The 26,978-nt window shown below is 71.3% G+C and carries 22 protein-coding genes; 17 read left to right on the top strand and 5 right to left on the bottom strand.

Annotated features, from left to right (window positions below; translation table 11 throughout):
- Window positions 1–135: 135 nt before the first annotated feature.
- Together uvrA and AB0I16_RS00600 are read left to right on the top strand one after the other, a co-directional pair.
- Window positions 136–3,198 carry an excinuclease ABC subunit UvrA gene (gene uvrA / locus AB0I16_RS00605; protein ID WP_363247078.1) on the top strand — a complete coding sequence of 1,021 codons (3,063 nt, stop codon included), beginning with the start codon at window positions 136–138 and terminating at the stop codon, window positions 3,196–3,198.
- A gap of 257 nt (window positions 3,199–3,455) precedes the next feature.
- Window positions 3,456–4,223, top strand: coding sequence for a crotonase/enoyl-CoA hydratase family protein (locus tag AB0I16_RS00600; protein WP_363247077.1), 768 nt, complete (start codon window positions 3,456–3,458; stop codon window positions 4,221–4,223).
- A gap of 24 nt (window positions 4,224–4,247) precedes the next feature.
- Here AB0I16_RS00600 and AB0I16_RS00595 read toward each other — a convergent pair whose 3' ends face one another.
- Window positions 4,248–5,174, bottom strand: coding sequence for a carbohydrate kinase (locus AB0I16_RS00595; protein ID WP_363247076.1), 927 nt, complete (start codon window positions 5,172–5,174; stop codon window positions 4,248–4,250).
- A 201-nt stretch (window positions 5,175–5,375) separates the two neighbouring features.
- On the opposite strand from AB0I16_RS00595, the gene AB0I16_RS00590 reads away from it, so the two are divergent.
- Window positions 5,376–5,798 carry a Rieske (2Fe-2S) protein gene (locus AB0I16_RS00590; protein WP_363247075.1) on the top strand — a complete coding sequence of 141 codons (423 nt, stop codon included), beginning with the start codon at window positions 5,376–5,378 and terminating at the stop codon, window positions 5,796–5,798.
- 80 nt (window positions 5,799–5,878) lie between these two features.
- Here the strand turns inward: AB0I16_RS00590 and AB0I16_RS00585 are convergent, their stop codons facing one another.
- Window positions 5,879–6,772, bottom strand: coding sequence for a hypothetical protein (locus AB0I16_RS00585; protein ID WP_363247302.1), 894 nt, complete (start codon window positions 6,770–6,772; stop codon window positions 5,879–5,881).
- 319 nt (window positions 6,773–7,091) lie between these two features.
- On the opposite strand from AB0I16_RS00585, the gene AB0I16_RS00580 reads away from it, so the two are divergent.
- The 14 genes from AB0I16_RS00580 (at window position 7,092) to AB0I16_RS00515 (ending at window position 23,596) form a co-directional block, all read left to right on the top strand.
- Window positions 7,092–7,772, top strand: a complete 681-nt coding sequence (locus AB0I16_RS00580) for a papain-like cysteine protease family protein (protein WP_363247074.1) — start codon at window positions 7,092–7,094, stop codon at window positions 7,770–7,772.
- A 5-nt stretch (window positions 7,773–7,777) separates the two neighbouring features.
- On the top strand, window positions 7,778–8,635 hold the full coding sequence (locus tag AB0I16_RS00575; protein ID WP_363247301.1) for a hypothetical protein: 858 nt from the start codon (window positions 7,778–7,780) through the stop codon (window positions 8,633–8,635).
- A 72-nt stretch (window positions 8,636–8,707) separates the two neighbouring features.
- On the top strand, window positions 8,708–10,951 hold the full coding sequence (gene uvrC, locus AB0I16_RS00570; protein WP_363247073.1) for an excinuclease ABC subunit UvrC: 2,244 nt from the start codon (window positions 8,708–8,710) through the stop codon (window positions 10,949–10,951).
- On the top strand, window positions 10,948–11,883 hold the full coding sequence (gene rapZ, locus AB0I16_RS00565) for an RNase adapter RapZ (protein WP_363247072.1): 936 nt from the start codon (window positions 10,948–10,950) through the stop codon (window positions 11,881–11,883). The genes uvrC and rapZ overlap by 4 nt, the downstream gene beginning before the upstream one ends.
- Window positions 11,880–12,902, top strand: a complete 1,023-nt coding sequence (gene yvcK / locus AB0I16_RS00560; RefSeq protein WP_363247071.1) for a uridine diphosphate-N-acetylglucosamine-binding protein YvcK — start codon at window positions 11,880–11,882, stop codon at window positions 12,900–12,902. The genes rapZ and yvcK overlap by 4 nt, the downstream gene beginning before the upstream one ends.
- Window positions 12,893–13,882: a DNA-binding protein WhiA gene (whiA, locus tag AB0I16_RS00555; protein WP_062776836.1), complete on the top strand. Its 990-nt coding sequence runs from the start codon at window positions 12,893–12,895 to the stop codon at window positions 13,880–13,882. Before yvcK ends, whiA begins: the two co-directional genes overlap by 10 nt.
- Window positions 13,883–14,065: 183 nt before the next feature.
- A complete protein-coding gene (locus AB0I16_RS00550; RefSeq protein WP_363247070.1) occupies window positions 14,066–17,026 on the top strand; it encodes a M14 family zinc carboxypeptidase in 2,961 nt (986 codons plus the stop codon).
- Window positions 17,027–17,215: 189 nt separating this feature from the next.
- Window positions 17,216–18,226 (top strand): type I glyceraldehyde-3-phosphate dehydrogenase, encoded by a 1,011-nt coding sequence (gene gap / locus AB0I16_RS00545; RefSeq protein WP_062776840.1) that lies wholly within the window; start codon window positions 17,216–17,218, stop codon window positions 18,224–18,226.
- A gap of 109 nt (window positions 18,227–18,335) precedes the next feature.
- Window positions 18,336–19,547: a phosphoglycerate kinase gene (locus AB0I16_RS00540; protein WP_363247069.1), complete on the top strand. Its 1,212-nt coding sequence runs from the start codon at window positions 18,336–18,338 to the stop codon at window positions 19,545–19,547.
- Between the two features lie 6 nt (window positions 19,548–19,553).
- Window positions 19,554–20,330, top strand: coding sequence for a triose-phosphate isomerase (gene tpiA / locus AB0I16_RS00535; RefSeq protein ID WP_363247068.1), 777 nt, complete (start codon window positions 19,554–19,556; stop codon window positions 20,328–20,330).
- A gap of 141 nt (window positions 20,331–20,471) precedes the next feature.
- A complete protein-coding gene (secG, locus tag AB0I16_RS00530) occupies window positions 20,472–20,702 on the top strand; it encodes a preprotein translocase subunit SecG (RefSeq protein WP_030784160.1) in 231 nt (76 codons plus the stop codon).
- A 159-nt stretch (window positions 20,703–20,861) separates the two neighbouring features.
- On the top strand, window positions 20,862–21,197 hold the full coding sequence (locus AB0I16_RS00525) for an RNA polymerase-binding protein RbpA (protein ID WP_003957010.1): 336 nt from the start codon (window positions 20,862–20,864) through the stop codon (window positions 21,195–21,197).
- Between the two features lie 168 nt (window positions 21,198–21,365).
- Window positions 21,366–23,018 carry a glucose-6-phosphate isomerase gene (gene pgi / locus AB0I16_RS00520; protein ID WP_363247067.1) on the top strand — a complete coding sequence of 551 codons (1,653 nt, stop codon included), beginning with the start codon at window positions 21,366–21,368 and terminating at the stop codon, window positions 23,016–23,018.
- A 293-nt stretch (window positions 23,019–23,311) separates the two neighbouring features.
- Entirely contained in the window at window positions 23,312–23,596 is a 285-nt protein-coding gene (locus AB0I16_RS00515; RefSeq protein ID WP_363247300.1) for a DUF2087 domain-containing protein, read from the top strand.
- 48 nt (window positions 23,597–23,644) lie between these two features.
- Here AB0I16_RS00515 and pgl read toward each other — a convergent pair whose 3' ends face one another.
- Genes pgl through zwf form a run of 3 tightly spaced genes read right to left on the bottom strand, consistent with a single transcriptional unit; the run spans window position 23,645 to window position 26,975 of the window.
- Window positions 23,645–24,406: a 6-phosphogluconolactonase gene (gene pgl / locus AB0I16_RS00510; RefSeq protein WP_363247066.1), complete on the bottom strand. Its 762-nt coding sequence runs from the start codon at window positions 24,404–24,406 to the stop codon at window positions 23,645–23,647.
- Window positions 24,403–25,455: a glucose-6-phosphate dehydrogenase assembly protein OpcA gene (gene opcA / locus AB0I16_RS00505; protein ID WP_363247065.1), complete on the bottom strand. Its 1,053-nt coding sequence runs from the start codon at window positions 25,453–25,455 to the stop codon at window positions 24,403–24,405. The genes pgl and opcA overlap by 4 nt, the downstream gene beginning before the upstream one ends.
- Window positions 25,452–26,975: a glucose-6-phosphate dehydrogenase gene (zwf, locus tag AB0I16_RS00500; protein WP_363247064.1), complete on the bottom strand. Its 1,524-nt coding sequence runs from the start codon at window positions 26,973–26,975 to the stop codon at window positions 25,452–25,454. The genes opcA and zwf overlap by 4 nt, the downstream gene beginning before the upstream one ends.
- Window positions 26,976–26,978: the final 3 nt, after the last annotated feature.

Below are 26,978 nucleotides of genomic sequence, written 5' to 3'. Positions count from 1 at the left end.
GGGCATTCTTCAGGGTCCCGGTTTGTTGTGTACGTGGAACCAGGGAAGCAGCCCGGCGTTGTCAGTGGCTCGCCCTACTCTGTGAAAGACGGGGTTCAGCCCCTGTCACTTCTCTCAAGAAAGGTGCGGACCGGCGTGGCCGACCGTCTCATCGTCCGTGGCGCGCGCGAGCACAATCTCAAGAACGTCTCGCTCGACCTCCCGCGTGACTCCCTCATCGTGTTCACCGGACTCTCGGGGTCGGGCAAGTCCTCCCTCGCGTTCGACACGATCTTCGCCGAGGGCCAGCGGCGGTACGTCGAGTCCCTCTCCTCGTACGCCCGGCAGTTCCTCGGCCAGATGGACAAGCCCGACGTCGACTTCATCGAGGGTCTGTCCCCGGCGGTCTCCATCGACCAGAAGTCGACCTCGCGCAACCCGCGCTCGACGGTCGGCACCATCACCGAGGTCTACGACTACCTGCGCCTGCTCTTCGCGCGCATCGGCAAGCCGCACTGTCCCGAGTGCGGCCGGCCGATCTCCCGGCAGTCGCCGCAGGCCATCGTCGACAAGGTCCTGGAGCTGCCCGAGGGCAGCCGCTTCCAGGTCCTCTCGCCGCTGGTGCGCGAGCGCAAGGGCGAGTTCGTCGACCTCTTCGCCGACCTCCAGACCAAGGGGTACTCCCGCGCGCGGGTCGACGGACAGACGATCCAGCTCTCCGAGCCGCCCGTCCTGAAGAAGCAGGAGAAGCACACCATCGAGGTCGTCATCGACCGCCTCACGGTGAAGGACTCCGCCAAGCGCCGCCTGACCGACTCCGTGGAGACCGCCCTCGGCCTCTCCTCGGGCATGGTCGTGCTCGACTTCGTCGACCTCCCCGAGGACGACCCCGAGCGCGAGCGGATGTACTCGGAGCACCTCTACTGCCCGTACGACGACCTGTCCTTCGAGGAGCTGGAGCCCCGCTCCTTCTCCTTCAACTCGCCCTTCGGCGCCTGCCCCGACTGCACGGGCATCGGCACGCGCATGGAGGTCGACCCCGAGCTGATCGTCCCCGACGAGGACAAGTCGCTCGACGAGGGCGCCATCCACCCCTGGTCGCACGGCCACACCAAGGACTACTTCGCCCGCCTGGTGAACGCCCTCTCCGACGCCCTCGGCTTCGCCACCGACATGCCCTGGGCCGGACTCCCGCAGCGCGCGAAGAAGGCCCTGCTCTACGGCCACAAGACCCAGATCGAGGTGCGCTACCGCAACAGGTACGGCCGCGAGCGGGTCTACACCACCGCCTTCGAAGGGGCCGTCCCCTTCGTCAAGCGCCGCCACAGCGAGGCCGAGAGCGACTCCAGCCGCGAGCGCTTCGAGGGCTACATGCGCGAGGTGCCCTGCCCCACCTGTGAGGGCACACGACTCAAGCCGATCGTCCTCGCCGTCTCGGTCATGGGGAAGTCCATCGCCGAGGTCTCCGCGATGTCCATCAGCGACTGCGCGGACTTCCTCGCCGAGCTGAAGCTGGGCGCCCGCGACAAGAAGATCGCCGAGCGCGTCCTGAAGGAGGTCAACGAACGGCTGCGCTTCCTGGTCGACGTCGGCCTCGACTACCTCTCGCTGAACCGCGCCGCGGGCACCCTCTCCGGAGGCGAGGCCCAGCGCATCCGCCTGGCCACCCAGATCGGCTCCGGCCTCGTCGGCGTGCTCTACGTCCTCGACGAGCCGTCCATCGGCCTCCACCAGCGCGACAACCACCGGCTCATCGAGACCCTCGTGCGCCTGCGCGACATGGGCAACACGCTCATCGTCGTCGAGCACGACGAGGACACGATCAAGGTGGCCGACTGGGTCGTCGACATCGGCCCCGGCGCGGGCGAGCACGGCGGCAAGGTCGTGCACAGCGGCTCCATGAAGGAACTGCTCGCCAACGACAAGTCGGTCACCGGGCAGTACCTGTCCGGCAAGAAGGCCATCCCGGTGCCCGACCTGCGCCGTCCGGCCGACCCCGGCCGGCAGCTCACGGTGCACGGCGCCCGGGAGAACAACCTCCAGGACATCGACGTCTCCTTCCCGCTCGGCGTCCTCACGGCCGTCACGGGCGTCTCGGGCTCCGGCAAGTCGACGCTGGTCAACGACATCCTGTACACCCACCTGGCCCGCGAGCTGAACGGCGCGAGGTCCGTCCCCGGCCGCCACACGCGCGTGGCGGGCGACGACCTCGTCGACAAGGTCGTGCACGTCGACCAGTCGCCCATCGGCCGCACCCCGCGGTCGAACCCGGCGACGTACACCGGGGTCTTCGACCACGTCCGCAGGCTCTTCGCGGAGACGACGGAGGCGAAGGTCCGGGGCTACCTCCCCGGCCGCTTCTCCTTCAACGTCAAGGGCGGGCGCTGCGAGAACTGCTCCGGCGACGGCACCATCAAGATCGAGATGAACTTCCTGCCGGACGTCTACGTCCCGTGCGAGGTCTGCCACGGCGCGCGCTACAACCGCGAGACGCTGGACGTGCACTACAAGGGCAAGTCCATCGCCGAGGTCCTCGACATGCCGATCGAGGAGGCGCTCGACTTCTTCGAGGCCGTGCCCGCCATCGCCCGGCACCTGAGGACGCTCCACGAGGTCGGCCTCGGGTACGTCCGCCTCGGCCAGTCGGCGCCCACCCTCTCCGGAGGCGAGGCCCAGCGCGTGAAGCTCGCCTCCGAGCTGCAGAAGCGCTCGACGGGCCGTACGGTCTACGTCCTCGACGAGCCGACGACCGGTCTGCACTTCGAGGACATCAGCAAGCTGATCAAGGTCCTCTCCGGCCTGGTCGACAAGGGCAACACGGTCATCGTCATCGAGCACAACCTCGACGTCATCAAGACCGCGGACTGGGTCGTCGACATGGGTCCCGAGGGCGGCAGCGGCGGCGGCCTGGTCGTCGCCGAGGGCACGCCGGAGGAGGTCGCGGGGGTACCGGCCAGCCACACCGGCAAGTTCCTGCGCGAGATCCTCTCGGCCGACCGCATCAGCGACGCGGTGCCGTCGCAGGGCCGCAAGCCCGCCGCGAAGGCGAGGAAGACCACCGCGAAGAAGGTGGCGGCCGCCGCGACGGCCACGGCCAAGAAGACGGCCACGGCCAGGACGGGCGCCGCCAAGAAGGCGGCGGCTCCGAAGAAGAAGGCGGCGGCGACCGGCAAGAAGGCCGCCGCCCCGAAGAAGACGACGCGGGCCCGCAAGGCCTAGCCGGTGGCTCGGGCGGACCCGGCCCGAAGCCGTTCGGGCCCGGTCCGCCGTTGGGTTCGCCCCTGGCGAGCGAGTCGCAGGCCGCGTGGTTCAGGCCGTCAGGTCTGCCTCGCGCGCGCCGAAGCGCCGCGTCCAGCGCTTGTCCGAAGCGTCCCGCCCCCACGGCGCACCGTCGGGGGCGGGACGCATTTCTCGTGGGTGCCCCGCGTTCTCCAGTTCCCCTTGTCCGTCGCCCCCGGCCGTGGTCCGCTGGGCCCATGCCGGTACGCATCGAACGCGAAGGCCCCGTCACCACCGTGGTGCTCTCCCGGCCCGCCGTGCGGAACGCCGTCGACGGCCCCACCGCCCGGGCCCTCGCCGACGCCTTCCGCGACTTCGACGCCGACCCCGGGGCCGCCGTCGCCGTGCTGTGGGGCGAGGGCGGCACCTTCTGCGCGGGCGCGGACCTCAAGGCCATCGGCACCCCCGACGGCAACGACGTGACGGAGGACGGCGACGGCCCCATGGGGCCCACGCGGATGCGGCTGTCCAAGCCGGTGATCGCCGCGGTCTCGGGACACGCGGTGGCGGGCGGCCTCGAACTCGCCCTCTGGTGCGACCTGCGCGTCGCCGAGGAGGACGCCGTACTGGGTGTGTTCTGCCGCCGCTGGGGCGTCCCGCTCGTCGACGGCGGGACCGTACGGCTGCCCCGCCTCATCGGCGAGAGCCGCGCCATGGACCTGATCCTCACCGGCCGCCCCGTCGGCGCGGCGGAAGCGCTCGGCATGGGCCTGGTCAACCGCACCGTCCCGCCCGGCACCGCGCGCGCGGCGGCGGAGCGGCTCGCCGCCGAGATCGCCGCGTTCCCGCGGACCTGTCTGCGCCACGACCGGCTCTCGGCCCTGGAGCAGGGCGGCCTGAGCGAACGCGACGCCATGGCCGGGGAGTTCCGCCACGGCCTGCGCTCCCTGGCCGGGGCGGCGGAGGGCGCGGCCCGGTTCGCCGCGGGGGCGGGCCGGCACGGGGCGTTCACGGAACCGGGCTGAGCCGCGGGGCACGGCTCTGAGGGATCAGCCGAGTTCCGTCGCGTACGGCGGCTCCGCGCCCGCCCGTGAGCAGGTGATCGCCGCCGCGCGGGCCGCGAGGCGCAGGACGGCCTCCCAGCCCCCGGCGTCCAGGCCGCGCAGGGCGTCCGCCGAGAGCGCGCCCCGTTCCGCGAGGCCGTGCAGGAGCGCCGCGTTGACCGTGTCGCCCGCGCCGATCGTGTCCACCACGTCGACCCGCTCGCCGGGCACGCGCAGCTCGGAGCCGTCCCGTGTGTACAGGGAGAGGCCGTCGCCGCCGCGCGTGACCACCACGGCCGCGGGCCCGTGGGACAGCCACTCCCGCGGGGTGCCGCCCAGCCATGCGGCGTCCTCCTGCGACAGCTTGAGCAGGGTGACCGAGGGCAGCCAGCTCGTGAACCGCGCGCGGTAGGCGTCGGCGTCGGGGATGAGCGCGGCGCGTACGTTGGGGTCGAGCGCCGTGAACACCCCGCTCGCCGCCGCGCGCCGCAGCAGCTCCTCGTACGCGCTCGCGCCCGGTTCGAGGACCAGCGAGCAGGTGCCGAACGACATGGCCCGTACGCCGTCGGGGAGCCGCTCGGGGGCGGTGAACAGCCGGTCGGCCGTGCCCTCCACGTAGAAGGAGTACCCGGCCGAGCCGTCCTCGCCGATCGAGGCGACGGCGAGCGTCGTCGGCTCGGGGCCGCGCTGCACCTGCGAGAGGCCGACCCCGGCCGCCCGCAGCCCGTCGAGCAGCGCCTCGCCGAAGGCGTCCCGCGAGACGCGGGAGCAGAACGCGACCGGGGAGCCGAGGCGGCCGAGCGCCACCGCGGTGTTGTACGGGCCGCCGCCGAGGCGCGGCGCGAGGTCGGGCAGGGCGGCGCGGCCGTCGGGGGCGCGGCTCGCCTCCCGCGGTACGAGGTCGATCAGGGCCTCTCCGGCGACGACGATCACGGGCGGTTCCTTCCGGGCGCTGCCTTGGTTCGGCTCGGGCCGCGCGGCACGCGGGCCCGGCGTTGCGCACAGGCTAGGCGGTGCGCGGCGCGGCGACGGCAAGCGGGCAGGACTCGGGCACGCCCGCGTCCGACCCGGTCGCGGCGTCCGCCACCGGTATGGTCTGATCCGTCACCGATGCCCCTGACCTGTGGAGACGCCATGTCCGGCACGCCCCCCGCCCGTCGCACCGTGCTGCGGGCCGCCGCACTCGCCCCGGCCGTCGGGCTCGGGCTCACCGCCTGCTCGTCCGGTGACGGCGGATCGAACCGCTCGGCGCCGACCGCGCCGGTGGACCTGGGCGCGTCCGACGACGTGAAGGTGGGCGCGTCGAAGCTGTACACGGACAAGAACGTGGTCGTCAGCCGGATCTCCGACGACGAGTACAAGGCGTACAGCTCGATCTGCACGCACGCGCGGTGTCCCATCGACAAGCTGGAGGGGCACAAGCTGATCTGCCAGTGCCACGGCAGCCAGTTCGACGCCACCAACGGCAAGGTGCTGCACGAGCCCGCCGTCACCCCGCTGCCCGAGCTGTCGGTGAAGGTGGAGAACGGCAGGCTCGTCGCGGGCCCGGAGGCATAGCCTCCGCCATCGGCCCCGCCCGCACACCGCCGGACGCCCCGGCCCCTTCCGGCCCCTGCCGGCCCCGGCCCCGGCCCCGGTCACTCCCAGTCCCAGGCGATCCCCAGGAGCCCCGCCCGCACCCGTGGTTCCACCAGGTGGACCGACCGGTGGCTGCCGCTCAGCGTCAGTTCCTGCCGGCCGCCGCGCGGGGCGGCGGCCGAGTGCTGGGTGAAGCGGTGGCAGCGTACGGGCAGGGCCCGGTCGTCGAAGCGGATCTGCAGCGCGTACTGGCCGTCCGCGAAGGGGAAGCCCCGGAAGTACTCGGCGGCCGGGCCCGCCGTGCCGTCCTCGAACCCGTAGCCGAACAGATGCGTGTCGCCCGTCCGCAGCCGCGCGTCGAACAGCAGCTCCGCGACGAGGACACCGGTGTCCTCGTGCCAGCGCACCCGGCCCGTGCGGCAGTTCTCCAGGGCGTGCACGCGGACCTGGTCGGGGGCGCAGCCCGGGTCGCCGTGGTAGATGGCCACATAGCGGTCGACGCCGTCCCTGTGGGCGCGCACGATGTGCTGCGACTCCCGCCCCGTCATCTCGCGGTGCGCGCCGATCCGCACCCGCTCGTGGTGGCCGATGGTGTGCAGCCCGCCGTCCGACGGGCAGCCCAGCTCGGCGAGGAGCGTGCGCAGCACGTCGGACGCCTCCACCAGGGAGCGGTACGAACGGGCGGCGGGCCGTTCCCCGCCGCCGTGCCCGGACGGCCGCGCCAGCAGTCTGATCAGTGACTCGTCGGGGAGCTGGAGGATCTCCTCCAGGGCGCGTACGGCGCGCAGCGACTCGGCGCGCCGCGGACGGCGGGCGCCCTGCTGCCAGTAGCTCAGGCTGGTCACCCCGACGGTGACGCCCTGCTGCGCCAGATGGTGCCGTACGCGCTGCAACGGCAGTCTGCGCGCGGCGATCGCGGCACGCAGCGCGGTGTGGAAGGGGCCGGTGCGCAAGGCGGCCGCGAGGTCCGCCGGGTCGCCGTCCGGCGTCCGTGCCGTGTCCGTCGCGGACGCGCTCTCCGCGAGCCGTGTTCCCTGCCGCACACCGGGCTCCTTCTGTGAACGTTCACACCTGCCGCCCGGGCGTTCGCGCCGGTCGGAGCGGGCCAGCAGGCCGGTGTGCGGTCCGCGTTCACACCCGTTCGCCCGCCGTTCACGGCCCAGGTGATTCCGCATTGAAGCGTGTTGACCTGCACCGGACAACACTCGATGCTCAATCGCAGCGTCCGGACGCGCTCCTCCACACCTCACATCCCCACCCGGGAGGAACGCGATGCGCCCACCCCATAGCAGGAGCAGCAGCGGCAGACGCAGGGGCAGGATCGCCCTCGCCCTCGCCGCGGCGGCCCTGTTCACCGCCCCCACGGCCACCGCCACGGCGGCCCCCGCCCCGACCACCGTCACCCCCGCCGGCTCCGTCGCCCCCGCCGCGGGCCAGGCACGCGACACCGCGGCCGCCGGCTCGTCCGCCCTGGCCGCAAGGCGCCTGAACATCACCATGCAGGCACAGCAGAAGAGCAACTGGTGCTGGGCCGCGGGCGGCAACACCATCGCGGCCTACATGGGCCGCGACCACAGCCAGAACCAGTTCTGCAACGCCGCCTTCGGCCGGAGCCAGAACACCGAGTGCCCCAACAACCAGGCCACCCTCGGCAACGTGCAGACCGGCCTGCGCTGGGCGGGCATCAACCCCGGCTCGTACGTCACCGGCTGGCTCCGCTACGCGACCGTGCGGAGCGAGGTCGACGCGGGGCGCCCGATCGAGACCCGCATCCAGTGGTCCAACGGCGGCGGCCACATGCACGTCGTCTACGGCTACGACGACGCCAACAGCTGGGTCTACTGGGGCGACCCCTGGCCCTCCAGCGACCGCTACAACTGGGCGTCGCACGCCTGGTATGTCGACAACAACACCTTCTCCTGGACCCACTCGCTCTACCAGATCGGGGCGTGACCGCGATGACCCGCCACCTCCCGCGCCACCTGACCAGGGCCGCGCTCGCCGGTTCGGCCGCCACGCTGCTGCTCGGCCTCGCCGCCCCCGCGGCCTCCGCCGACCCCGGCCCCGCCGCTCCCTCCGCGGCCTCCCGCGCCGCCGCGCACCGGGCCGCCGAGGCGCCCGGCACCCTCGACACGCTCTCCCGGTTCTTCGCCCGCGAAGGGGCGGTCTCCAGGGCGGCGGCCGACCCCAGGATCGAGGGCAAGGCCGTGCCCGTCCACTACCTCTCCCCGGCGTTCGTCGCCGGGGAGAAGGGGGCCCCGGTCGCCCGCCTGGAGTTCCTCGCCAGCAAGGCGGTCTCCTCCGACGGCCAGGAGGCCTCCCTCTGGACCGTCGAGCGCGGCCGTTCGTGGCAGGTGGTGAACATCGCCACGGGCGACGACGAGACGCACTACGCGCGCGTGGGCGCCCGGAAGCTCCCCGGAGGCACCGTCTTCCACGAGCCGCAGATCAACGCCTGGTACGTCCAGGGCGACGTACGGGGCCACGCGCGCGTGCTGCCGCTCGACAAGGACGCGAGACGTGCCGTGGGCGCCGAGGGCACCTCGCTCGCCGCCTACCGTGAACGCGTCCACGAGGCGTACGGCGACAAGCTGCCCGGCTCGGCGTACGCGAAGTCGGGCAAGGCCGGCGGCTATGAGGAGAAGGCGGGCGGCCACGAGGAGAAGGCCGGCCGGCCGGACGGCAGCGAGCGGGCCTCCGCACCCTCCGGGGAGCCCATGACGGCGGCCTCCTCGGCGGCCGGGGCAGGGGTGCTGCTCGTGCTCGGCGTCTCGGCCGCGGCGGTCCTGCGGCGCCGGGGACGGCAGCGCGGCTGACGGGCCTCCGGCCGCCCCGGCCCGCGGCCCGGGGCGGCCGGACTGTCGGTGCCCGCAAGTAGGCTGTCCGTCATGGCCGACCCTTCCAGCTACCGCCCCCAGCCGGGACAGATCCCCGACGCCCCGGGGGTCTACAAATTCCGCGACGAGCACCGCAGGGTGATCTATGTCGGGAAGGCCAAGAGCCTGCGCCAGCGCCTGGCGAACTACTTCCAGGACCTCGCGGGCCTCCATCCGCGTACGCGCTCCATGGTCACGACGGCGGCCTCCGTCGAGTGGACCGTGGTCAACAACGAGGTCGAGGCGCTCCAGCTGGAGTACTCCTGGATCAAGGAGTTCGACCCCCGGTTCAACGTCAAGTACCGCGACGACAAGAGCTACCCCTACCTCGCGGTGACGCTGAACGAACAGTTCCCGCGCGTGCAGGTGATGCGCGGCCACAAGAAGAAGGGCGTGCGGTACTTCGGCCCGTACAGCCACGCCTGGGCGATCCGCGACACCGTGGACCTGCTCCTGCGCGCCTTCCCGGTCCGCACCTGCTCCGCGGGGGTGTTCAAGAACGCCGCCCGCACCGGCCGCCCCTGCCTCCTCGGGTACATCGGCAAGTGCTCGGCGCCCTGCGTGGAGCGCGTCACCCCCGAGGCCCACAGGGAGCTGGCCGAGGACTTCTGCGACTTCATGGCGGGCCGCACCGGCACGTACATCCGCCGCCTCGAACGGCAGATGGCGGACGCCGCGGAGGACATGGAGTACGAGAAGGCGGCGCGGCTGCGCGACGACATAGAGGCGCTCAAGAAGGCGATGGAGAAGAGCGCCGTCGTCCTCGCCGACGCCACCGACGCCGACCTCATCGCCCTCGCCGAGGACGAGCTTGAGGCGGCCGTCCAGATCTTCCACGTCCGCGGCGGCCGGGTGCGCGGCCAGCGCGGCTGGGTCACCGACAAGGTGGAGGCGGTCACCAGCGGCGACCTCGTCGAGCACGCCCTCCAGCAGCTCTACGGCGAGGAGAGCGGGGACAGCGTGCCCAAGGAGGTGCTCGTCCCCGCCCTGCCCGACCCCGTGGAGCCGGTGCAGGAGTGGCTCACGGAGCGCCGCGGGGCCAACGTCTCGCTGCGCATCCCGCAGCGCGGCGACAAGAAGGCCCTGATGGAGACCGTCGCGAGGAACGCGCAGCAGTCCCTCGTCCTGCACAAGACCAAGCGCGCCTCCGACCTCACCACCCGCTCCCGCGCCCTGGAGGAGATCGCCGCCGCCCTGGAGCTGGACAGCGCCCCGCTGCGCATCGAGTGCTACGACATCTCGCACCTCCAGGGCGACGACGTCGTGGCGTCGATGGTGGTCTTCGAGGACGGCCTGGCCAGGAAGAGCGAGTACCGCCGCTTCCAGATCAAGGGCTTCGAGGGGCAGGACGACGTCCGCTCCATGCACGAGGTGATCACCCGCCGCTTCAAGCGCTACCTCTCGGACAAGGAGCGCACGGGGGAGTGGTCCCCCGAGGACGCGGATGCCGCCGGGACCGCTGGAACAGCCGGAACCCCCGAGGACGCAGCGGCCGGCGGGAACGGCCCCGTGCCGGGCCTGACCGAGGAGGACGGGCGGCCCAAGCGGTTCGCGTATCCGCCGCAGCTCGTCGTGGTCGACGGCGGCCGGCCGCAGGTCGCCGCGGCCCAGCGGGCCCTCGACGAGCTGGGCATCGACGACATCGCGGTCTGCGGCCTCGCCAAGCGCCTGGAGGAGGTCTGGGTCCCGGACGAGGACGACCCGGTGATCCTGCCGCGCACCAGCGAGGGGCTCTATCTCCTGCAGCGCGTACGCGACGAGGCGCACCGCTTCGCCATCACCTACCAGCGGTCCAAGCGGGCCAAGCGCTTCAAGGCGGGACCGCTGGACGAGGTGCGGGGCCTGGGCGACGCCCGCAAGCGGACGGTGATCAAGCACTTCGGCTCCGTGAAGCGGCTCCGCGCGGCGACGATCGACCAGATCTGCGAGGTCCCGGGCGTGGGCCGCAAGACCGCCGAGGCCATCGCGGTGGCCCTCGCCCAGGCGGCGCCCCCGGCCCCCGCGGTCAACATGACGACCGGCGAGATCCTGGAGGACGAGGAGCCCGCGGAGACCACGGAGCTGCCGGCGGAAGCCGCCCCGGTGGCCGAGAATCAGGTTCTCCCCGCCGAGGGCATGCCCGGCGGGCAGGCCAGCGTTGAACACAGCGAACACAGCGAACACAGCGAACACAGCGAACACAGCGAAGACAGCGAAGACAGCGGGGCCCCCGTGACCACGGGCTCCCCGGAGGATCGACGGGGGCACACGACATGAGCGAGCACGACGAAGGTGGAGAGCAAGTGAGCGCGGCAACGCCCATCGAGACGCCAGGAGTGCCCGAAGCGGCGATCCCCGAGCTGGTGATCATCTCCGGCATGTCGGGCGCGGGGCGCAGCACGGCGGCCAAGTGCCTGGAGGACCTCGGCTGGTTCGTCGTCGACAACCTGCCGCCCGCGCTGATCCCCACGATGGTGGAGCTCGGCGCCCGCTCCCAGGGCAACGTGGCCCGCATCGCGGTGGTCGTCGACGTCCGCGGCAGGCGCTTCTTCGACAACCTGCGCGAATCCCTGGCCGAGCTGGAGTCCAAGAACGTCACGCGGCGCATCGTCTTCCTGGAGTCCTCCGACGACGCCCTGGTCCGCCGCTTCGAGTCGGTCCGCCGCCCGCACCCCCTCCAGGGCGACGGCCGCATCGTCGACGGCATCGCGGCCGAGCGCGACCTGCTGCGCGAGCTGCGCGGCGACGCCGACCTGGTCATCGACACCTCCAGCCTGAACGTGCACGAGCTGCGCGCCAAGATGGACGCCTCGTTCGCGGGCGAGGAGGAGCCCGAGCTGCGGGCCACCGTGATGTCCTTCGGCTTCAAGTACGGCCTGCCGGTCGACGCCGACCTGGTCGTGGACATGCGCTTCCTGCCCAACCCCCACTGGGTCCCGGAGCTGCGGCAGTACACCGGGCTGAACGAAGAGGTCGCTGCGTACGTCTTCAACCAGCCGGGTGCCAAGGAGTTCCTCGACAGGTACGCGGAAATGCTCCAGCTCATCGCCGCGGGCTACCGCCGCGAGGGCAAGCGGTACGTGACGATCGCGGTCGGCTGCACGGGCGGCAAGCACCGCTCCGTCGCCATGTCGGAGAAGCTCGCGGCGCGCCTGGCGTCCGAGGGCGTGGAGACCGTCATCGTCCACCGGGACATGGGGCGCGAGTGAAGCCGACCCGCCGGACCGTCCGCCTGAGCCGTCTGGGCCGCAAGCGGGGCACCCAGCCGAAGGTGGTCGCGCTCGGCGGGGGCATGGGCCTGTCCGCCTCGCTCGCCGCGCTGCGCCGCATCACCGGCGCCGGGGACCTCACCGCCGTCGTCACGGTCGCCGACGACGGCGGCTCCAGCGGCCGCCTCCGCGACGAGCTGGGCGTGCTGCCCCCCGGTGACCTGCGCAAGGCGCTCGCCGCGCTGTGCGGCGACGACGACTGGGGCCAGACCTGGGCCCGTGTCATCCAGCACCGCTTCCAGTCCAAGGGCGACCTGCACGAACACGCGGTCGGAAACCTCCTGATCGTCGCCCTGTGGGAGCAGCTCGGCGACCACGTCCAGGCCCTGGACCTGGTCGGCCGGCTGCTCGGCGCGCAGGGCCGCGTCCTGCCCATGTCGGCCGTGCCGCTGGAGCTCCAGGCCCTGGTCAAGGGCCACGATCCGGCGTGCCCCGAGGACGTGGACACCGTCCGCGGCCAGGCCACGGTGGCGCTGACCCCGGGCGAGGTCCAGTCCGTGCACGTGGTCCCGCACGACCCGCCGGCCGTCCCCGAGGCGGTCGCCGCCGTCCTCGACGCGGACTGGGTGGTGCTCGGCCCCGGCTCCTGGTTCTCCTCGGTGATCCCGCACCTCCTGGTGCCCGAACTGCTCGACGCGCTCACCGAGACGAAGGCCCGCAGGGTCCTCTCGCTCAACCTCGCGCCGCAACCGGGAGAAACCGATGGGTTCTCTCCGCAGCGTCATTTGGAGGTTTTGGCCCGACACGCCCCTAAACTCGCCCTGGACGTGGTGCTGGCCGACGAGGCCGCCGTGCCCGACCGTGAGTCACTCACCGATGCCGCGAAGCGGTTCGGCGCCACGGTCGAGCTGGCGCCGGTGGCCCGGCCCGACGGAACTCCGAGGCACGATCCGGAGCTCCTGGCAGCCGCGTACGACCGTATTTTTCGGATGCATGGAAGGATCGGCCCATGGCGATGACGGCAGCGGTGAAGGACGAGATCTCCCGGCTCCCCGTCACCCGGACCTGCTGCAGGAAGGCGGAGGTCTCGGCGATCCTGCGGTTCGCGGGCGGCCTGCACCTGGTGAGCGGCCGCATCGTGATCGAGGCGGAGCTGGACACCGCGATGGCGGCACGACGCCTGAAGCGGGACATCCTGGAGATCTTCGGACACAGCTCGGAACTGATCGTGATGGCCCCCGGCGGTCTGCGGCGCGGTTCGCGTTACGTCGTCCGGGTGGTCGCGGGCGGCGATCAGCTCGCCCGCCAGACGGGTCTCGTGGACGGCCGCGGCCGGCCGATCCGGGGGCTGCCGCCACAGGTGGTCTCGGGGGCCACCTGCGACGCCGAGGCGGCCTGGCGCGGGGCGTTCCTCGCGCACGGCTCGCTCACCGAGCCCGGACGCTCCTCCTCCCTGGAGGTGACGTGCCCGGGTCCGGAGGCCGCCCTCGCCCTGGTCGGCGCGGCGCGCAGACTCCAGATCGCCGGCAAGGCGCGCGAGGTGCGGGGCGTGGACCGGGTCGTCGTGCGGGACGGGGACGCGATCGGCGCGCTGCTCACCCGCCTCGGGGCGCACGAGTCGGTCCTCGCCTGGGAGGAGCGGCGGATGCGGCGCGAGGTGCGCGCCACCGCCAACCGCCTGGCCAACTTCGACGACGCGAACCTGCGCCGCTCGGCCCGCGCGGCCGTCGCCGCGGGCGCCCGGGTGCAGCGCGCCCTGGAGATCCTCGCCGACGAGGTGCCCGAGCACCTGGCCGCCGCGGGCCGGCTGCGCATGGAGCACAAGCAGGCCTCCCTGGAGGAGCTCGGCGCGCTCGCCGACCCGCCGCTGACCAAGGACGCCGTGGCGGGCCGTATCCGCCGGCTGCTCGCGATGGCCGACAAGCGGGCCCAGGACCTGGGCATCCCGGGCACGGAGTCCAACCTGGCCGACGACCTCGCCGACAACATGGCGGTCTGAGCCGCCCGGCCGGCTCCCGCCCCCTGTGCCCCGCAGGACACGGAAGCCGCCGGTGCCCCATGAGTGCACCGGCGGCTTCCGTTTCCCGTGCCACTCGCCTTCACCCGCTGTATTGACTTGATCATGCACTGTCACGAGCCTGGCATCCGGCACACCGGTGCCGGACAACCGCAAGGGGGGCTCATGAGACGAAGAGCGAGCGCGAGATCGATCCTCGCCGCGAGCGCACTGCTCATAGGCGGTCTCGCCGCCGCACCGCAGGCCCAGGCGAGCGGACCCGCCGCGACCGCGGACGCCGACGACCCGGCGGCCGTCAAGGTCTACCGGGCAGACGTCACCAAGAAGCAGATCCCGATCCTCGTCGAGGCGGGCCAGGACGCCCACGAACTCGCCGGACAGGCACCCGACAAGGGCACGGGACGCGTCGAGCTGTACCTGACCGAGGCCCAGGCCGAGGCCGTCGAGCGCCGAGGCGTCGAACTCAGGGAGCACCAGGTCTCCGCGGCGGCCGAGAAGCGGGTCAGGGCCGCGGGGGACGGCGTCTACCGCCCCTACAGCGGCAAGGGCGGCCTCAAGGAGGAGATCGTCAGGACCGGGCAGGCCCACCCCGGCATCACCAAGGTCGTCTCCATCGGCAAGACCCTCCAGGGCAAGGACATCCTCGCCCTGAAGCTCACCAAGAACGCCAGGAAGTCCGAGGACGGCTCCAAGCCGTCCACGCTCTACATGTCCAACCAGCACGCGCGCGAGTGGATCACCCCCGAGATGACCCGCCGCCTGCTGCACCACTACCTGGACAACTACGGCAAGGACAAGCGCATCACCAAGCTCGTGAACTCCACCGAGCTGTGGTTCGTGCTCTCCGCCAACCCCGACGGCTACGACTACACCCACGCCGCCGCCGGGAACCGCCAGTGGCGCAAGAACCTGCGGGACATCAACGGCGACGGCAGGACCGCCCCCGGCGACGGCGTCGACCTCAACAGGAACTTCGCCTACAAGTGGGGCTACGACAACGAGGGCTCGTCCCCGGAGCCCTCCTCCGAGACCTACCGCGGCGCGGGCCCGATGTCCGAGCCCGAGACCAAGGCGCTCGACCGCTTCCAGAAGCGCATCGGCTTCACGTACGGCATCAACTACCACTCCGCGGCCGAACTGCTCCTCTACGGAGTGGGCTGGCAGGTCGCCACGCCGACCCCGGACGACGTGCTCTACCGGGCGCTGAACGGCACCCCGGAGAAGCCCGCGGTCCCCGGCTACCACCCGCAGGTCTCCTCCGAGCTGTACACCACCAACGGCGAGGCCAACGGCCACGCGGGCAACATCAACGGCATGTCGATGTTCACCCCGGAGATGTCCACCTGCCAGACCGCGTCGAACGTGGACCCCGGTGACGCGTGGAAGCCCGAGGACTGCGCCTCGATCTTCACCTTCCCGGACGACGAGAAGCTGATCCAGCAGGAGTTCGCCAAGAACGTCCCGTTCGCGCTCGCCGTCGCCGAGACGGCGCTCCATCCCGACCGGCCGGTCTCCGTCACCGGCATCGAGGCCCCGGACTTCACCGCCGACTCCTTCACCACGTCGTACGCGCGCGGAGGCGACCAGGAGGTCGCCGTCACCGCCCGCAAGTCGGTGCGCGACAAGGAGCTGAACTACCGGATCAACGGCGGCCGGACGCACGACGAGGACCTCCGGGCCTGGAAGGGCGGCGAGACGTACGGCGGCGAGGACAACCTCCACTTCGACGAGTACCGCGCCGAGATCGAGGACGCGCGCGTCGGCGACAAGGTGGAGGTCTGGTTCACCGGCCGCACCAAGAAGGGCCGCACCCAGAGCGAGCACTACACGTACACCGTCGCCGAACGCCCGAAGGCGAACACGCTCGTCGTCGCCGAGGAGGGCGCGACGGCCACACAGACGCAGAAGTACGTCGACGCGGTGAGGGCGGCCGGCCGCTCGGCCGCCGTCTGGGACGTCGCGAAGCAGGGGGTCCCGCACCCGCTCGGCGTCCTGTCGCACTTCTCCGCCGTCGTCCACTACACCGGCGACCCCGTCCCCGGCGCGCCCACCCAGCTCGCCCTGCGCTCCTACCTCAACGAGGGCGGCAAGCTCATCGAGTCCGGTGAGCGCACCGGCGGCAACGTCGACCTGGGCGAAGCGCTCACCGACGACTTCGCGCAGTACTACCTCGGGGCGTACGAGCGGCTCTCCGCGCCCGGTGTGAGCGGCTTCGACGGCGCGGGCGCGCTCGCCGGGGCGAAGACCCCGCTCGCGGCGGCCGAGGGCAACCCGCTCGACAAGGCAGGCCGCTTCACCGTCACCTCCGACAACCTGCCGGTCAAGGAGTTCCCGCAGTTCAGGAGCGCCGCGGCCGGCTCCTACCCCGGGCTGACCAACCCGTACGCGCCCTTCGAGGGCCAGGGCATGGCCTCCGCGACCCACGCCGACCAGGACTACAAGCGGCTCACCCGCACCCTCGACCTGACCGGCGTCACGGCCGCCGACGCGCCCGAGCTGCGGTTCGCCCTCAACTGGAACCTGGAGAGCGGGTACGACCACGGGGTGCTCGAAGCGCGCACCGCGGGCGGCGACGACTGGACCACGCTGCCCGACAAGAACGGCAACTCCTCGGCGGCCGTGCCCGCCGAGTGCGATGCCGGGTTCCTGCTCAGCCTCCACCCGTTCCTGCGCCACTACCTGACCCAGGGCGCCGACGCGTGCACGGCCTCCGGGACCAGCGGGCAGTGGAACAGCTTCACGGGCTCCTCCAACGGATTCAAGCCCGTCGCCTTCGACCTGAGCGCCTACGCGGGCAAGAAGGTCGAGGTCTCCCTGAGCGCCGTCACCGACCCCTCGTCCGGTGGCCGCGGCCTCTTCGCGGACAACGCCCGACTGGTCGTCGGCGGCACCGCCACCGAGACGGAGGGGTTCGAGTCCTCGCTCGGCTCCTGGACCGTCGCGCCCGCCCCGGCCGGGAGCCCCAATATCACAGGCGACTGGGCGCGCACCGGGGAGCTCTACCGGCCCCACGCGGCCGTCACAGCGCGTGACAGCGTGCTGCTCGGCTTCGGGTTCGAGCACGTACCCGGAAAGGCCGACAGGGCCGCTCTTATGGGCGCTGCCCTGGCACATCTGCGCGGCTGACGCTCCGTAATCGGGACCAAGGACCCAGTGGCCCGTACCCCTACTCAGGGGTACGGGCTTCTGTGCCGCTTACAGCCCCTCTCGATGTCACCTCAGAGGCTTCCGAGAGGTAGGGTCGGAGGCGGTCGGGGACATCCCATACAACTCGCCGGCGTCTAAAACCGGCGTACCAACGAGGAGATCGGTTTCGTGACGATCCGCGTAGGCATCAACGGCTTTGGCCGCATCGGTCGCAACTACTTCCGCGCGCTGCTCCAGCAGGGTGCGGACATCGAAGTCGTGGCTGTCAACGACCTGGGTGACACCGCGACCACCGCGCACCTGCTCAAGTACGACACCATCCTGGGCCGCCTCAAGGCCGAGGTGTCGCACACCGAGGACACCATCACCGTCGACGGCCACACCATCAAGGTGCTGTCCGAGCGCAACCCCGCCGACATCCCGTGGGGCGAGCTGGGCGTCGACATCGTGATCGAGTCCACGGGCATCTTCACGAAGAAGGCGGACGCCGAGAAGCACATCGCCGGCGGCGCCAAGAAGGTCCTCATCTCGGCTCCGGCCAAGGACGAGGACATCACCATCGTGATGGGCGTCAACCAGGACAAGTACGACCCGGCGAACCACCACGTCATCTCCAACGCGTCCTGCACCACCAACTGCGTGGCGCCGATGGCGAAGGTTCTCGACGAGAACTTCGGCGTCGTCAAGGGCCTGATGACGACCATTCACGCGTACACCAACGACCAGCGCATCCTTGACTTCCCGCACAAGGACCTGCGTCGCGCGCGTGCCGCCGCCGAGAACATCATCCCCACCACGACGGGTGCCGCGAAGGCCACCGCCCTGGTCCTGCCGCAGCTCAAGGGCAAGCTCGACGGCGTCTCGATGCGCGTCCCGGTCCCGACCGGTTCCGCCACCGACCTGGTCGTCGAGGTCTCCCGCGAGGTCACCAAGGACGAGGTCAACGCCGCGTTCAAGAAGGCCGCCGAGGACGGCGACCTCAAGGGCATCCTGTACTACACCGAGGACCCGATCGTGTCCTCGGACATCGTCAGCGACCCGGCATCCTGCACCTTCGACTCCCTGATGACCATGGTCCAGGAGGGTACGTCGGTGAAGATCCTCGGCTGGTACGACAACGAATGGGGCTACTCCAACCGCCTGGTCGACCTCACGGTCTTCGTCGGCGGTCAGCTCTGACAGCCAGAGCAGGCACCTCGATGTGAGCACAGGGTTCGTCCCGCGCGATGATGCGCAGGACGGGCCCTGTTGCACGTCAGCCGTCAGCCCTCCCAAGGAGTCCACAGTAGTGAAGACGATCGACGCACTTCTCGCCGAAGGGGTCGAAGGCAAGCGGGTCTTCGTCCGCGCCGACCTCAACGTGCCGCTCGCCGACGGCACCATCACCGACGACGGCCGCATCCGCGCCGTCCTGCCGACGGTCAAGGCCCTCGCCGACGCGGGCGCCAAGGTCGTCGTGGCCTCGCACCTCGGCCGCCCCAAGGGCGCCCCGGACCCCGCCTTCTCGCTGCTGCCCGCCGCCGAGCGGCTCGGCGAACTCCTCGGCGCGCCGGTCGCCTTCGCGCAGGACACCGTCGGCCCGGCCGCGCACGACGCGGTGGACGGGCTCCAGCCCGGCCAGGTCGCCGTCATCGAGAACCTCCGCTTCAACGCGGGCGAGACCGCCAAGGACGACGCCGAGCGCGGCGAGTTCGCCGACCGGCTCGCCGCCCTCGCCGACGTCTACGTGGGCGACGGCTTCGGCGCCGTGCACCGCAAGCACGCCTCCGTCTTCGACCTGCCGGCCCGCCTGCCGCACTACGCCGGGTACCTCATTGCCACCGAGGTCGGCGTCCTGAAGAAGCTCACCGACGACGTCAAGCGGCCCTACGCCGTGGCGCTCGGCGGCGCCAAGGTCTCCGACAAGCTCGGCGTGATCGACCACCTCCTGGAGCGTGCCGACCGCATCCTCATCGGCGGCGGCATGGCGTACACCTTCCTCAAGGCCCAGGGCCACGAGGTCGGCATCTCCCTCCTCCAGGAGGACCAGATCCCGGCGGTGAAGGAGTACCTCAAGCGCGCCGAGGACAAGGGCGTCGAGTTCGTCCTCCCCGTCGACGTCCTGGTCTCGCCGGACTTCCCCGACCTGAAGACCAAGGCGCCGGCCAACCCCACGACGGTCGCCGCGGACGCCATCCCGGCCGACCAGGAGGGTCTCGACATCGGCCCCGAGACCCGTAAGCTCTACGCCTCGAAGCTCTCCGACGCGGCCACCGTCTTCTGGAACGGCCCGATGGGCGTCTTCGAGCACCCCGACTACGCCGAGGGCACCAAGGCGGTCGCCCAGGCGCTCCTCGACTCCCCGGCCTTCACGGTCGTCGGCGGCGGCGACAGCGCCGCGGCCGTGCGGACGCTGGGCTTCGACGAGAACGCATTCGGCCACATTTCCACCGGTGGTGGCGCCTCCCTCGAATACCTGGAGGGCAAGACGCTCCCCGGCCTCGCGGCACTGGAGAACTGACACCTGATGACTACGCGCACCCCGCTGATGGCGGGCAACTGGAAGATGAACCTCAACCACCTTGAGGCCATCGCCCACGTGCAGAAGCTCGCCTTCGCCCTGGCGGACAAGGACTACGAGGCCTGCGAGGTCGCCGTCCTGCCGCCCTTCACCGACCTGCGCTCCGTGCAGACGCTGGTCGACGGCGACAAGCTCAAGATCAAGTACGGCGCCCAGGACATCTCGGCGCAGGACTCCGGCGCCTACACCGGCGAGATCTCGGGCCCGATGCTGGCCAAGCTGAAGTGCACCTACGTCGCCGTGGGCCACTCCGAGCGCCGCCAGTACCACAACGAGACCGACGAGGTCTGCAACGCCAAGGTCAAGGCCGCGTTCAAGCACGGCCTCACCCCGATCCTCTGCGTCGGCGAGGGCCTGGACATCCGCAAGGCCGGGCAGCAGGTCCAGTACACGCTGAACCAGCTCGACGGCGGCCTGAAGGACGTCCCCGCCGAGCAGGCCGAGACCATCGTCATCGCCTACGAGCCCGTCTGGGCGATCGGCACCGGCGAGGTCGCCACCCCCGAGGACGCGCAGGAGGTCTGCGGCGCGATCCGCGGCCGACTCGCCGAGCTGTACTCGCAGGAGCTCGCCGACAAGGTGCGCATCCAGTACGGCGGCTCCGTCAAGGCGAAGAACGTCGCCGACATCATGGCGCAGCCCGACGTCGACGGTGCCCTGGTGGGCGGAGCGGCGCTGGACCCGGAGGAGTTCGTCAAGATCGTCCGCTTCGGCGAGCAGTGAGTATGCCGTAGCGGCAATACGTCGTACCCTTGCGGGGGCCGGGCGGCTTCGCATACGAGGCGCCGGCCCCCGTCGTCGACAGAGAGTCGATTCAGGGACACAGAGTCGATTCAGACCGAGGAAGTTGGTCCAGCCGTGGTTATGGGGTTCTCGATCGCCCTGATCGTCTTCAGCGCTCTGATGATGCTGCTCGTGCTGATGCACAAGGGCAAGGGCGGCGGTCTCTCCGACATGTTCGGCGGCGGCATGCAGTCGTCCGTCGGCGGCTCCTCCGTCGCCGAGCGCAACCTCGACCGCATCACGGTCGTGGTCGGTCTGCTGTGGTTCGCGTGCATTGTCGCGCTGGGTCTGCTGATGAAGGCGAACAACTGACGCCAGGCACTGCTCGCTTGTCCGGTGCACGCCCGCCCACGCGGCTTATCATGGGGCTTGCGTCGGGGGTGGGGGTGTAACTCCGCACACTGGACGCGCGTTGGGCCTTACGTAAACTGAGGCGCCCGCAGCAGCACCATCACGCAGGGAGTTACGACCGTGGCAAGTGGCAACGCGATCCGAGGAAGTCGGGTCGGGGCGGGGCCGATGGGCGAGGCCGAGCGCGGTGAGTCCGCGCCGCGACTGCGCATCTCCTTCTGGTGCTCCAACGGACACGAGACACAGCCCAGCTTCGCCAGCGACGCGCAGGTCCCCGACACCTGGGACTGCCCCCGCTGCGGCTTCCCGGCGGGCCAGGACCGGGACAACCCGCCGGACCCGCCGCGCACCGAGCCGTACAAGACGCATCTGGCGTATGTGCGTGAGCGGCGCAGCGACGCGGACGGCGAGGCGATCCTCGCGGAGGCGCTCGCCAAACTGCGGGGCGAGATCTGAGACTTGGCGGCCGGCCGGGCACCGGAAAGGTGTCCGGCCGGTTTCCTGTTTCGGTACGTGTGCGGACAGACGGCTTCAGATATCTCAAACCGCCCGCTGATCGATTAGGTTGGGAAACGCAGCGGGGCAAGGTACGTACGCAGGTACGAGAGAAGGCTGAAGTCCGAGATGAACGCAGAAAGCCGCGCCAGGCTCAATCAGACGCCCGAGTGGACGGCGCTCGCCGCCCACCGCGAGCAGCTCGGGGAGGTGCAGCTGCGTGAGCTGTTCGCCGCCGATCCGGCGCGCGGCACGTCGTACACGCTCCAGGTCGGCGACCTGCACATCGACTACTCCAAGCACCTCGTCACCGACGAGACGCTGCGCCTGCTGCGCGAGCTGGCCGCCGCCACGGACGTCTTCGGGCTTCGGGACGCCATGTTCCGCGGCGAGAAGATCAACACCACCGAGGACCGCGCCGTCCTGCACACCGCGCTGCGGGCCCCGAGCGACACGGTCGTCCGCGTCGACGGCGAGAACGTGGTGCCCGAGGTGCACGCCGTCCTCGACAAGATGAGCGCCTTCTCGGAGAAGATCCGCTCGGGGGAGTGGACCGGCCACACCGGCAAGCGCATCAAGAACATCGTCAACGTCGGCATCGGCGGCTCCGACCTCGGCCCCGCCATGGCGTACGAGGCGCTGCGCTCCTTCACCGACCGCGACCTCACCGTCCGCTTCGTGTCGAACGTGGACGGCGCGGACCTGCACGAGGCCGTGCGGGACCTGGACGCCGCCGAGACGCTGTTCATCATCGCCTCGAAGACGTTCACGACCATCGAGACGATCACCAACGCCACCTCCGCGCGCGAGTGGCTGCTCGGCGAGCTGAAGGCCTCGCCGGACGCCGTCGCCAAGCACTTCGTCGCCCTGTCGACCAATGCCGGGAAGGTCGCGGACTTCGGCATCGACACGGACAACATGTTCGAGTTCTGGGACTGGGTCGGCGGGCGCTACTCCTTCGACTCGGCGATCGGCCTCTCGCTGATGATCGCCATCGGCCCCGACCGCTTCCGCGAGATGCTCGACGGCTTCCACCTCGTCGACAAGCACTTCCGCGCGGCGCCCCCCGAGTCCAACGTGCCGCTCCTGCTCGGCCTCCTCGGCGTCTGGTACGGCAACTTCCACGACGCGCAGTCGCACGCGGTCCTGCCGTACTCGCACTACCTCTCCAAGTTCACCGCCTACCTCCAGCAGCTGGACATGGAGTCCAACGGCAAGTACGTCGGGCGCGACGGCAAGGAGGTCGACTGGCAGACGGGCCCGGTCGTCTGGGGCACCCCGGGGACCAACGGCCAGCACGCCTACTACCAGCTCATCCACCAGGGCACGAAGCTGATCCCCGCGGACTTCATCGGCTTCGCGCAGCCGGTCGCCGAGCTGGCCCCCGGCCTCGCCGCCCAGCACGACCTGCTGATGGCCAACTTCTTCGCGCAGACCCAGGCGCTGGCGTTCGGCAAGACCCCCGACGAGGTGCGCGCCGAGGGCGTGGCCGAGGAGCTGGTCCCGCACAAGACGTTCAAGGGCAACCACCCGACCACGACGATCCTCGCCAAGGAGCTGACCCCCTCGGTCCTCGGCCAGCTCATCGCGCTCTACGAGCACAAGGTCTTCGTCCAGGGCGCCGTGTGGAACATCGACTCCTTCGACCAGTGGGGCGTCGAGCTCGGCAAGGTCCTCGCCAAGCGCGTCGAGCCCGCGCTGACCGAGGGCGCCGAGGTGCCGGACCTGGACGGCTCGACCACGGCCCTGGTCGCCAAGTACCGCGACCTGCGGGGCCGTTGAGCCGGATCGGCTGTTAATGGGATGCGGGCGTCCGGCCCGGCGGGTGACACTGCTTCAGCTCTGTCACCCGCCGGGAGGGACCCCGCATGGACCAGCTGCACGCCGCACTCGCCGACCCCGAGAGACTGAGGCTGTACGCGCGCATCGTCCTGGACGACCTTCCGCCGCGCGAGGCGGATTCCCCCGCGGCCCGCAAGCACCTGGGCAGGCTCCTCGCCACCGGGCTCGTGGAGCGCCTGCCGGACGGGTCGCTGCGGGCCGACCCCGCCGTCTTCCGGCGCGTGCCCGGCCCCGTGGACGCCCACCCCACCGTGCCGCGCCGCCTGACCGGCTTCTTCTCGCACGGCCGCCTGACCGCCATCCCCGTGCGCCCCGTCGTACGCCACGAACTCCTCGTCCACCTCACGGACACCCTCTTCGACTCCGACCGCGTCTACAGCGAGGGCGAGGTCAACGACGCCTTCCGTACGGTGCACGACGACACCGCCGCACTGCGGAGGTACTGCGTCATCGCCGGTCTCCTCCTCCGCGAACAGGACGGCAGCAGCTACCGCCGAGCCGCTCTCGCCCACGCGTAAGGGCCCCGCACCGACCGGTGCGGGGCCCTTCTCGTATGCAGGGGACGGCTAGCGCAGCCCGTCCGGGAGCTTCGAGGCCGCCGCCTCGTCGAGCAGCCACAGCGTGGCCGAACGGCCGCGGGCGCCGGCCGCGGGGGCCCGCACCTCGTCCGCCCCGGACAGGGCGGTGGCCGCGGCCTCCGCCTTGTCCTCGCCCGCCGCGAGCAGCCACACCTCGCGCGCGGCCCGGATCGCCGGGAGCGTGAGCGAGATGCGGGTCGGCGGGGGCTTCGGCGCGTCGTGCACGCCGACGACCATGCGCTCCGTCTCACGCACCGCGGGGAGCCCGGGGAAGAGCGAGGCGACGTGGGTGTCGGGGCCGACGCCGAGCATCAGGACGTCGAAGGTCGGCACCGAACCGTGGTCGTCGGGGCCCGCCGCCGCGGCGAGCTCCGCGGCGTAGACCTCGGCCGCGGCATCCGCCTCGTAGGGGCCGTCGGACGCCGGCATCGGGTGCACCCGGGCCGGGTCGAGTGGCACCGCGTCGAGCAGGGCCTCGCGCGCCTGGGTGTGGTTGCGCTCCGGGTCGCCGTCGGGCAGGAACCGCTCGTCGCCCCACCACAGGTCGAGCCGCGACCAGTCGACGGCGTCCCGCGCGGGGGACGAACCGAGGGCCGCGAGCAGGCCGTTGCCGTTGCGGCCACCGGTGAGGACCACCGACGCGTGGCCCCTGGCGGACTGCGCGTCGACGATCCTCGTGAGGAGACGGGCCGCGGTGGCGGCGGCCATCAGCTCCTTGTCGCGGTGGACGACGAGCCGCGGAGCGCTCACTTGGCCGCCGCCTTCTTGGCGGCGGCCTTCTTCGCCGGGGCCTTCTTCTCCCCGGCCGCCTGGTCGGCGTCCTGCTCCGGCGCGGCGCCCTTGTCCGGCGCCGTCTCCGTCACGGGCGCCGCCGGCTCGCCGAGGCGCTCCACGCCGTACCTCAGCGCGGAGGCGTAGGTGTCGTCCGGGTCGAGGCGGCGCAGCTCCTCGGCGATCAGCTCGGCCGTCTCCCGGCGCTTGAGCGCCACCGCGCGGTTGGGCTGGCCCTCGATGTGGAGCGTGGCGAGCGAGCCGTCGGCCCGGTCGAGCACGATCGGACCGCAGTCGGTCTCCATCCGCACCCCGGTCAGGCCGGGGCCCGGCGAGAGCGCGCGCTTCACGGGGACGTCGAGACGGTCCGCGAGCCACATGGCGAGCAGCTCGCAGCTCGGGTTGAACTCCTCGCCGTCGACCTGCACCGACTGCACCTTGCAGGCGATCTGGTCCAGGGCGGCGGCCAGCATCGAGCGCCACGGCGTGATGCGGGTCCAGGACAGGTCCGTGTCGCCGGGGTGGTAGGCCGCGGCGCGCGCGGTCAGCTCCGCGATGGGGTCCTCGGCGGCGTAGGTGTCCGTGACGCGCCGCTGCGCCAGGGCGCCGAGCGGGTCCTTGGCGGGGTCGAGCGGGGCGTTCACCGGCCACCAGACGACCACGGGGGCGTCGGGAAGGAGCAGCGGCAGCACGACCGACTGGGCGTGGTCGATGACCTCGCCGTAGAGCCGCAGGACCACCGTCTCGCCGGTGCCCGCCTCGACGCCGACGCGGACCTCGGCGTCCAGGCGCGAGGTGGTGCGGTCCCGGGGCGAGCGCGCGGCGCGCTTGATGACCACGAGGGTCCGCGAGGGGTGCTCGCGCGACGCGTCGTTGGCGGCCTTCAGGGAGTCGTAGGCGTTCTCCTCGTCGGTGACGATGACGAGGGTGAGGACCATGCCGACGGCCGGTGTGCCGATCGCGCGGCGGCCCTGCACGAGCGCCTTGTTGATCTTGCTGGACGTGGTGTCCGTAAGGTCGATCTTCATGGCCGACGCCAGCTCCGTCCGTCTCGTGCGAGCATTTCGTCCGCCTCGGTCGGGCCCCAGGTGCCTGCCGGGTACTGCGCGGGCTTGCCGTGCTTGTCCCAGTACTCCTCGATCGGGTCGAGGATGTTCCAGGACAGCTCGACCTCCTCCGTGCGCGGGAAGAGGTTGGCGTCGCCGAGCAGGACGTCCAGGATCAGGCGCTCGTACGCCTCGGGGCTCGACTCGGTGAAGGACTCGCCGTACGCGAAGTCCATCGACACGTCCCGGATCTCCATGGAGGTGCCGGGCACCTTGGAGCCGAAGCGGACCGTGATGCCCTCGTCGGGCTGGACGCGGATGACGATCGCGTTGTGCCCGAGCTCCTCGGTCGCCGTGTGGTCGAAGGGGGAGTGGGGGGCGCGCTGGAAGACGACCGCGATCTCGGTGACGCGTCGGCCGAGGCGCTTGCCCGTGCGCAGGTAGAAGGGGACGCCCGCCCAGCGGCGGTTGTCCACCTCCAGCTTGACGGCCGCGTAGGTGTCGGTCTTCGACTTGGGGTCGATGCCCTCTTCCTGGAGGTAGCCGACGGCCTTCTCGCCGCCCTGCCACCCGGCCGCGTACTGGCCGCGGACCGTGTCCCTGCCGAGGTCCTTGGGCAGCCGGACGGCGCCGAGGACCTTCGCCTTCTCGGCGACCAGGGCGTCCGCGTCGAAGGAGGCGGGCTCCTCCATCGCGGTCAGCGCCATGAGCTGGAGCAGGTGGTTCTGGATGACGTCGCGGGCGGCGCCGATGCCGTCGTAGTAGCCGGCGCGGCCACCGATGCCGATGTCCTCGGCCATCGTGATCTGGATGTGGTCCACGTACGACCGGTTCCAGATCGGCTCGAACATCTGGTTGGCGAAGCGGAGCGCCAGGATGTTCTGGACGGTCTCCTTGCCGAGGTAGTGGTCGATCCGGAACACCTGGTCCGGGGCGAACACCTCGTGCACGATCGCGTTCAGCTCACGGGCGGAGGCCAGGTCGTGGCCGAACGGCTTCTCGATGACCGCGCGGCGCCAGGCGCCCTGCGGCGCGTCGGCGAGGTCGTGCTTCTTGAGCTGCTGGACGACCTGCGGGAAGAACTTCGGGGGCACCGAGAGGTAGAAGGCGAAGTTGCCGCCCGTGCCCTGCGCCTTGTCCAGCTCCTGGATGGTGGCCTTGAGCTGCTCGAACGCCTCGTCGTCGTCGAAGTTGCCCTGGACGAAGCGCATCCCCTGGATGAGCTGCTGCCAGACCTCCTCGCGGAACGGCGTACGCGAGTGCTGCTTGACCGCGTCGTGGACGACCTGGGCGAAGTCCTCGTCCTCCCAGTCGCGGCGGGCGAAGCCGATGAGCGAGAAGCCCGGCGGCAGCAGACCACGGTTGGCGAGGTCGTAGACAGCGGGCATCAACTTTTTACGGGACAAATCGCCCGTGACGCCAAAAATGACCAGGCCCGACGGCCCCGCGATACGCGGGAGCCGTCGGTCTGCGGCGTCACGCAGCGGATTGCTGCTTGACAAAGT

The organism is Streptomyces sp. NPDC050703 (assembly GCF_040654435.1).
In the GTDB taxonomy this organism is placed as follows: domain Bacteria; phylum Actinomycetota; class Actinomycetes; order Streptomycetales; family Streptomycetaceae; genus Streptomyces.
The sequence above is the reverse complement of the archived record's forward strand: the minus strand, read 5'-3'. Positions and strand labels throughout refer to the sequence as shown.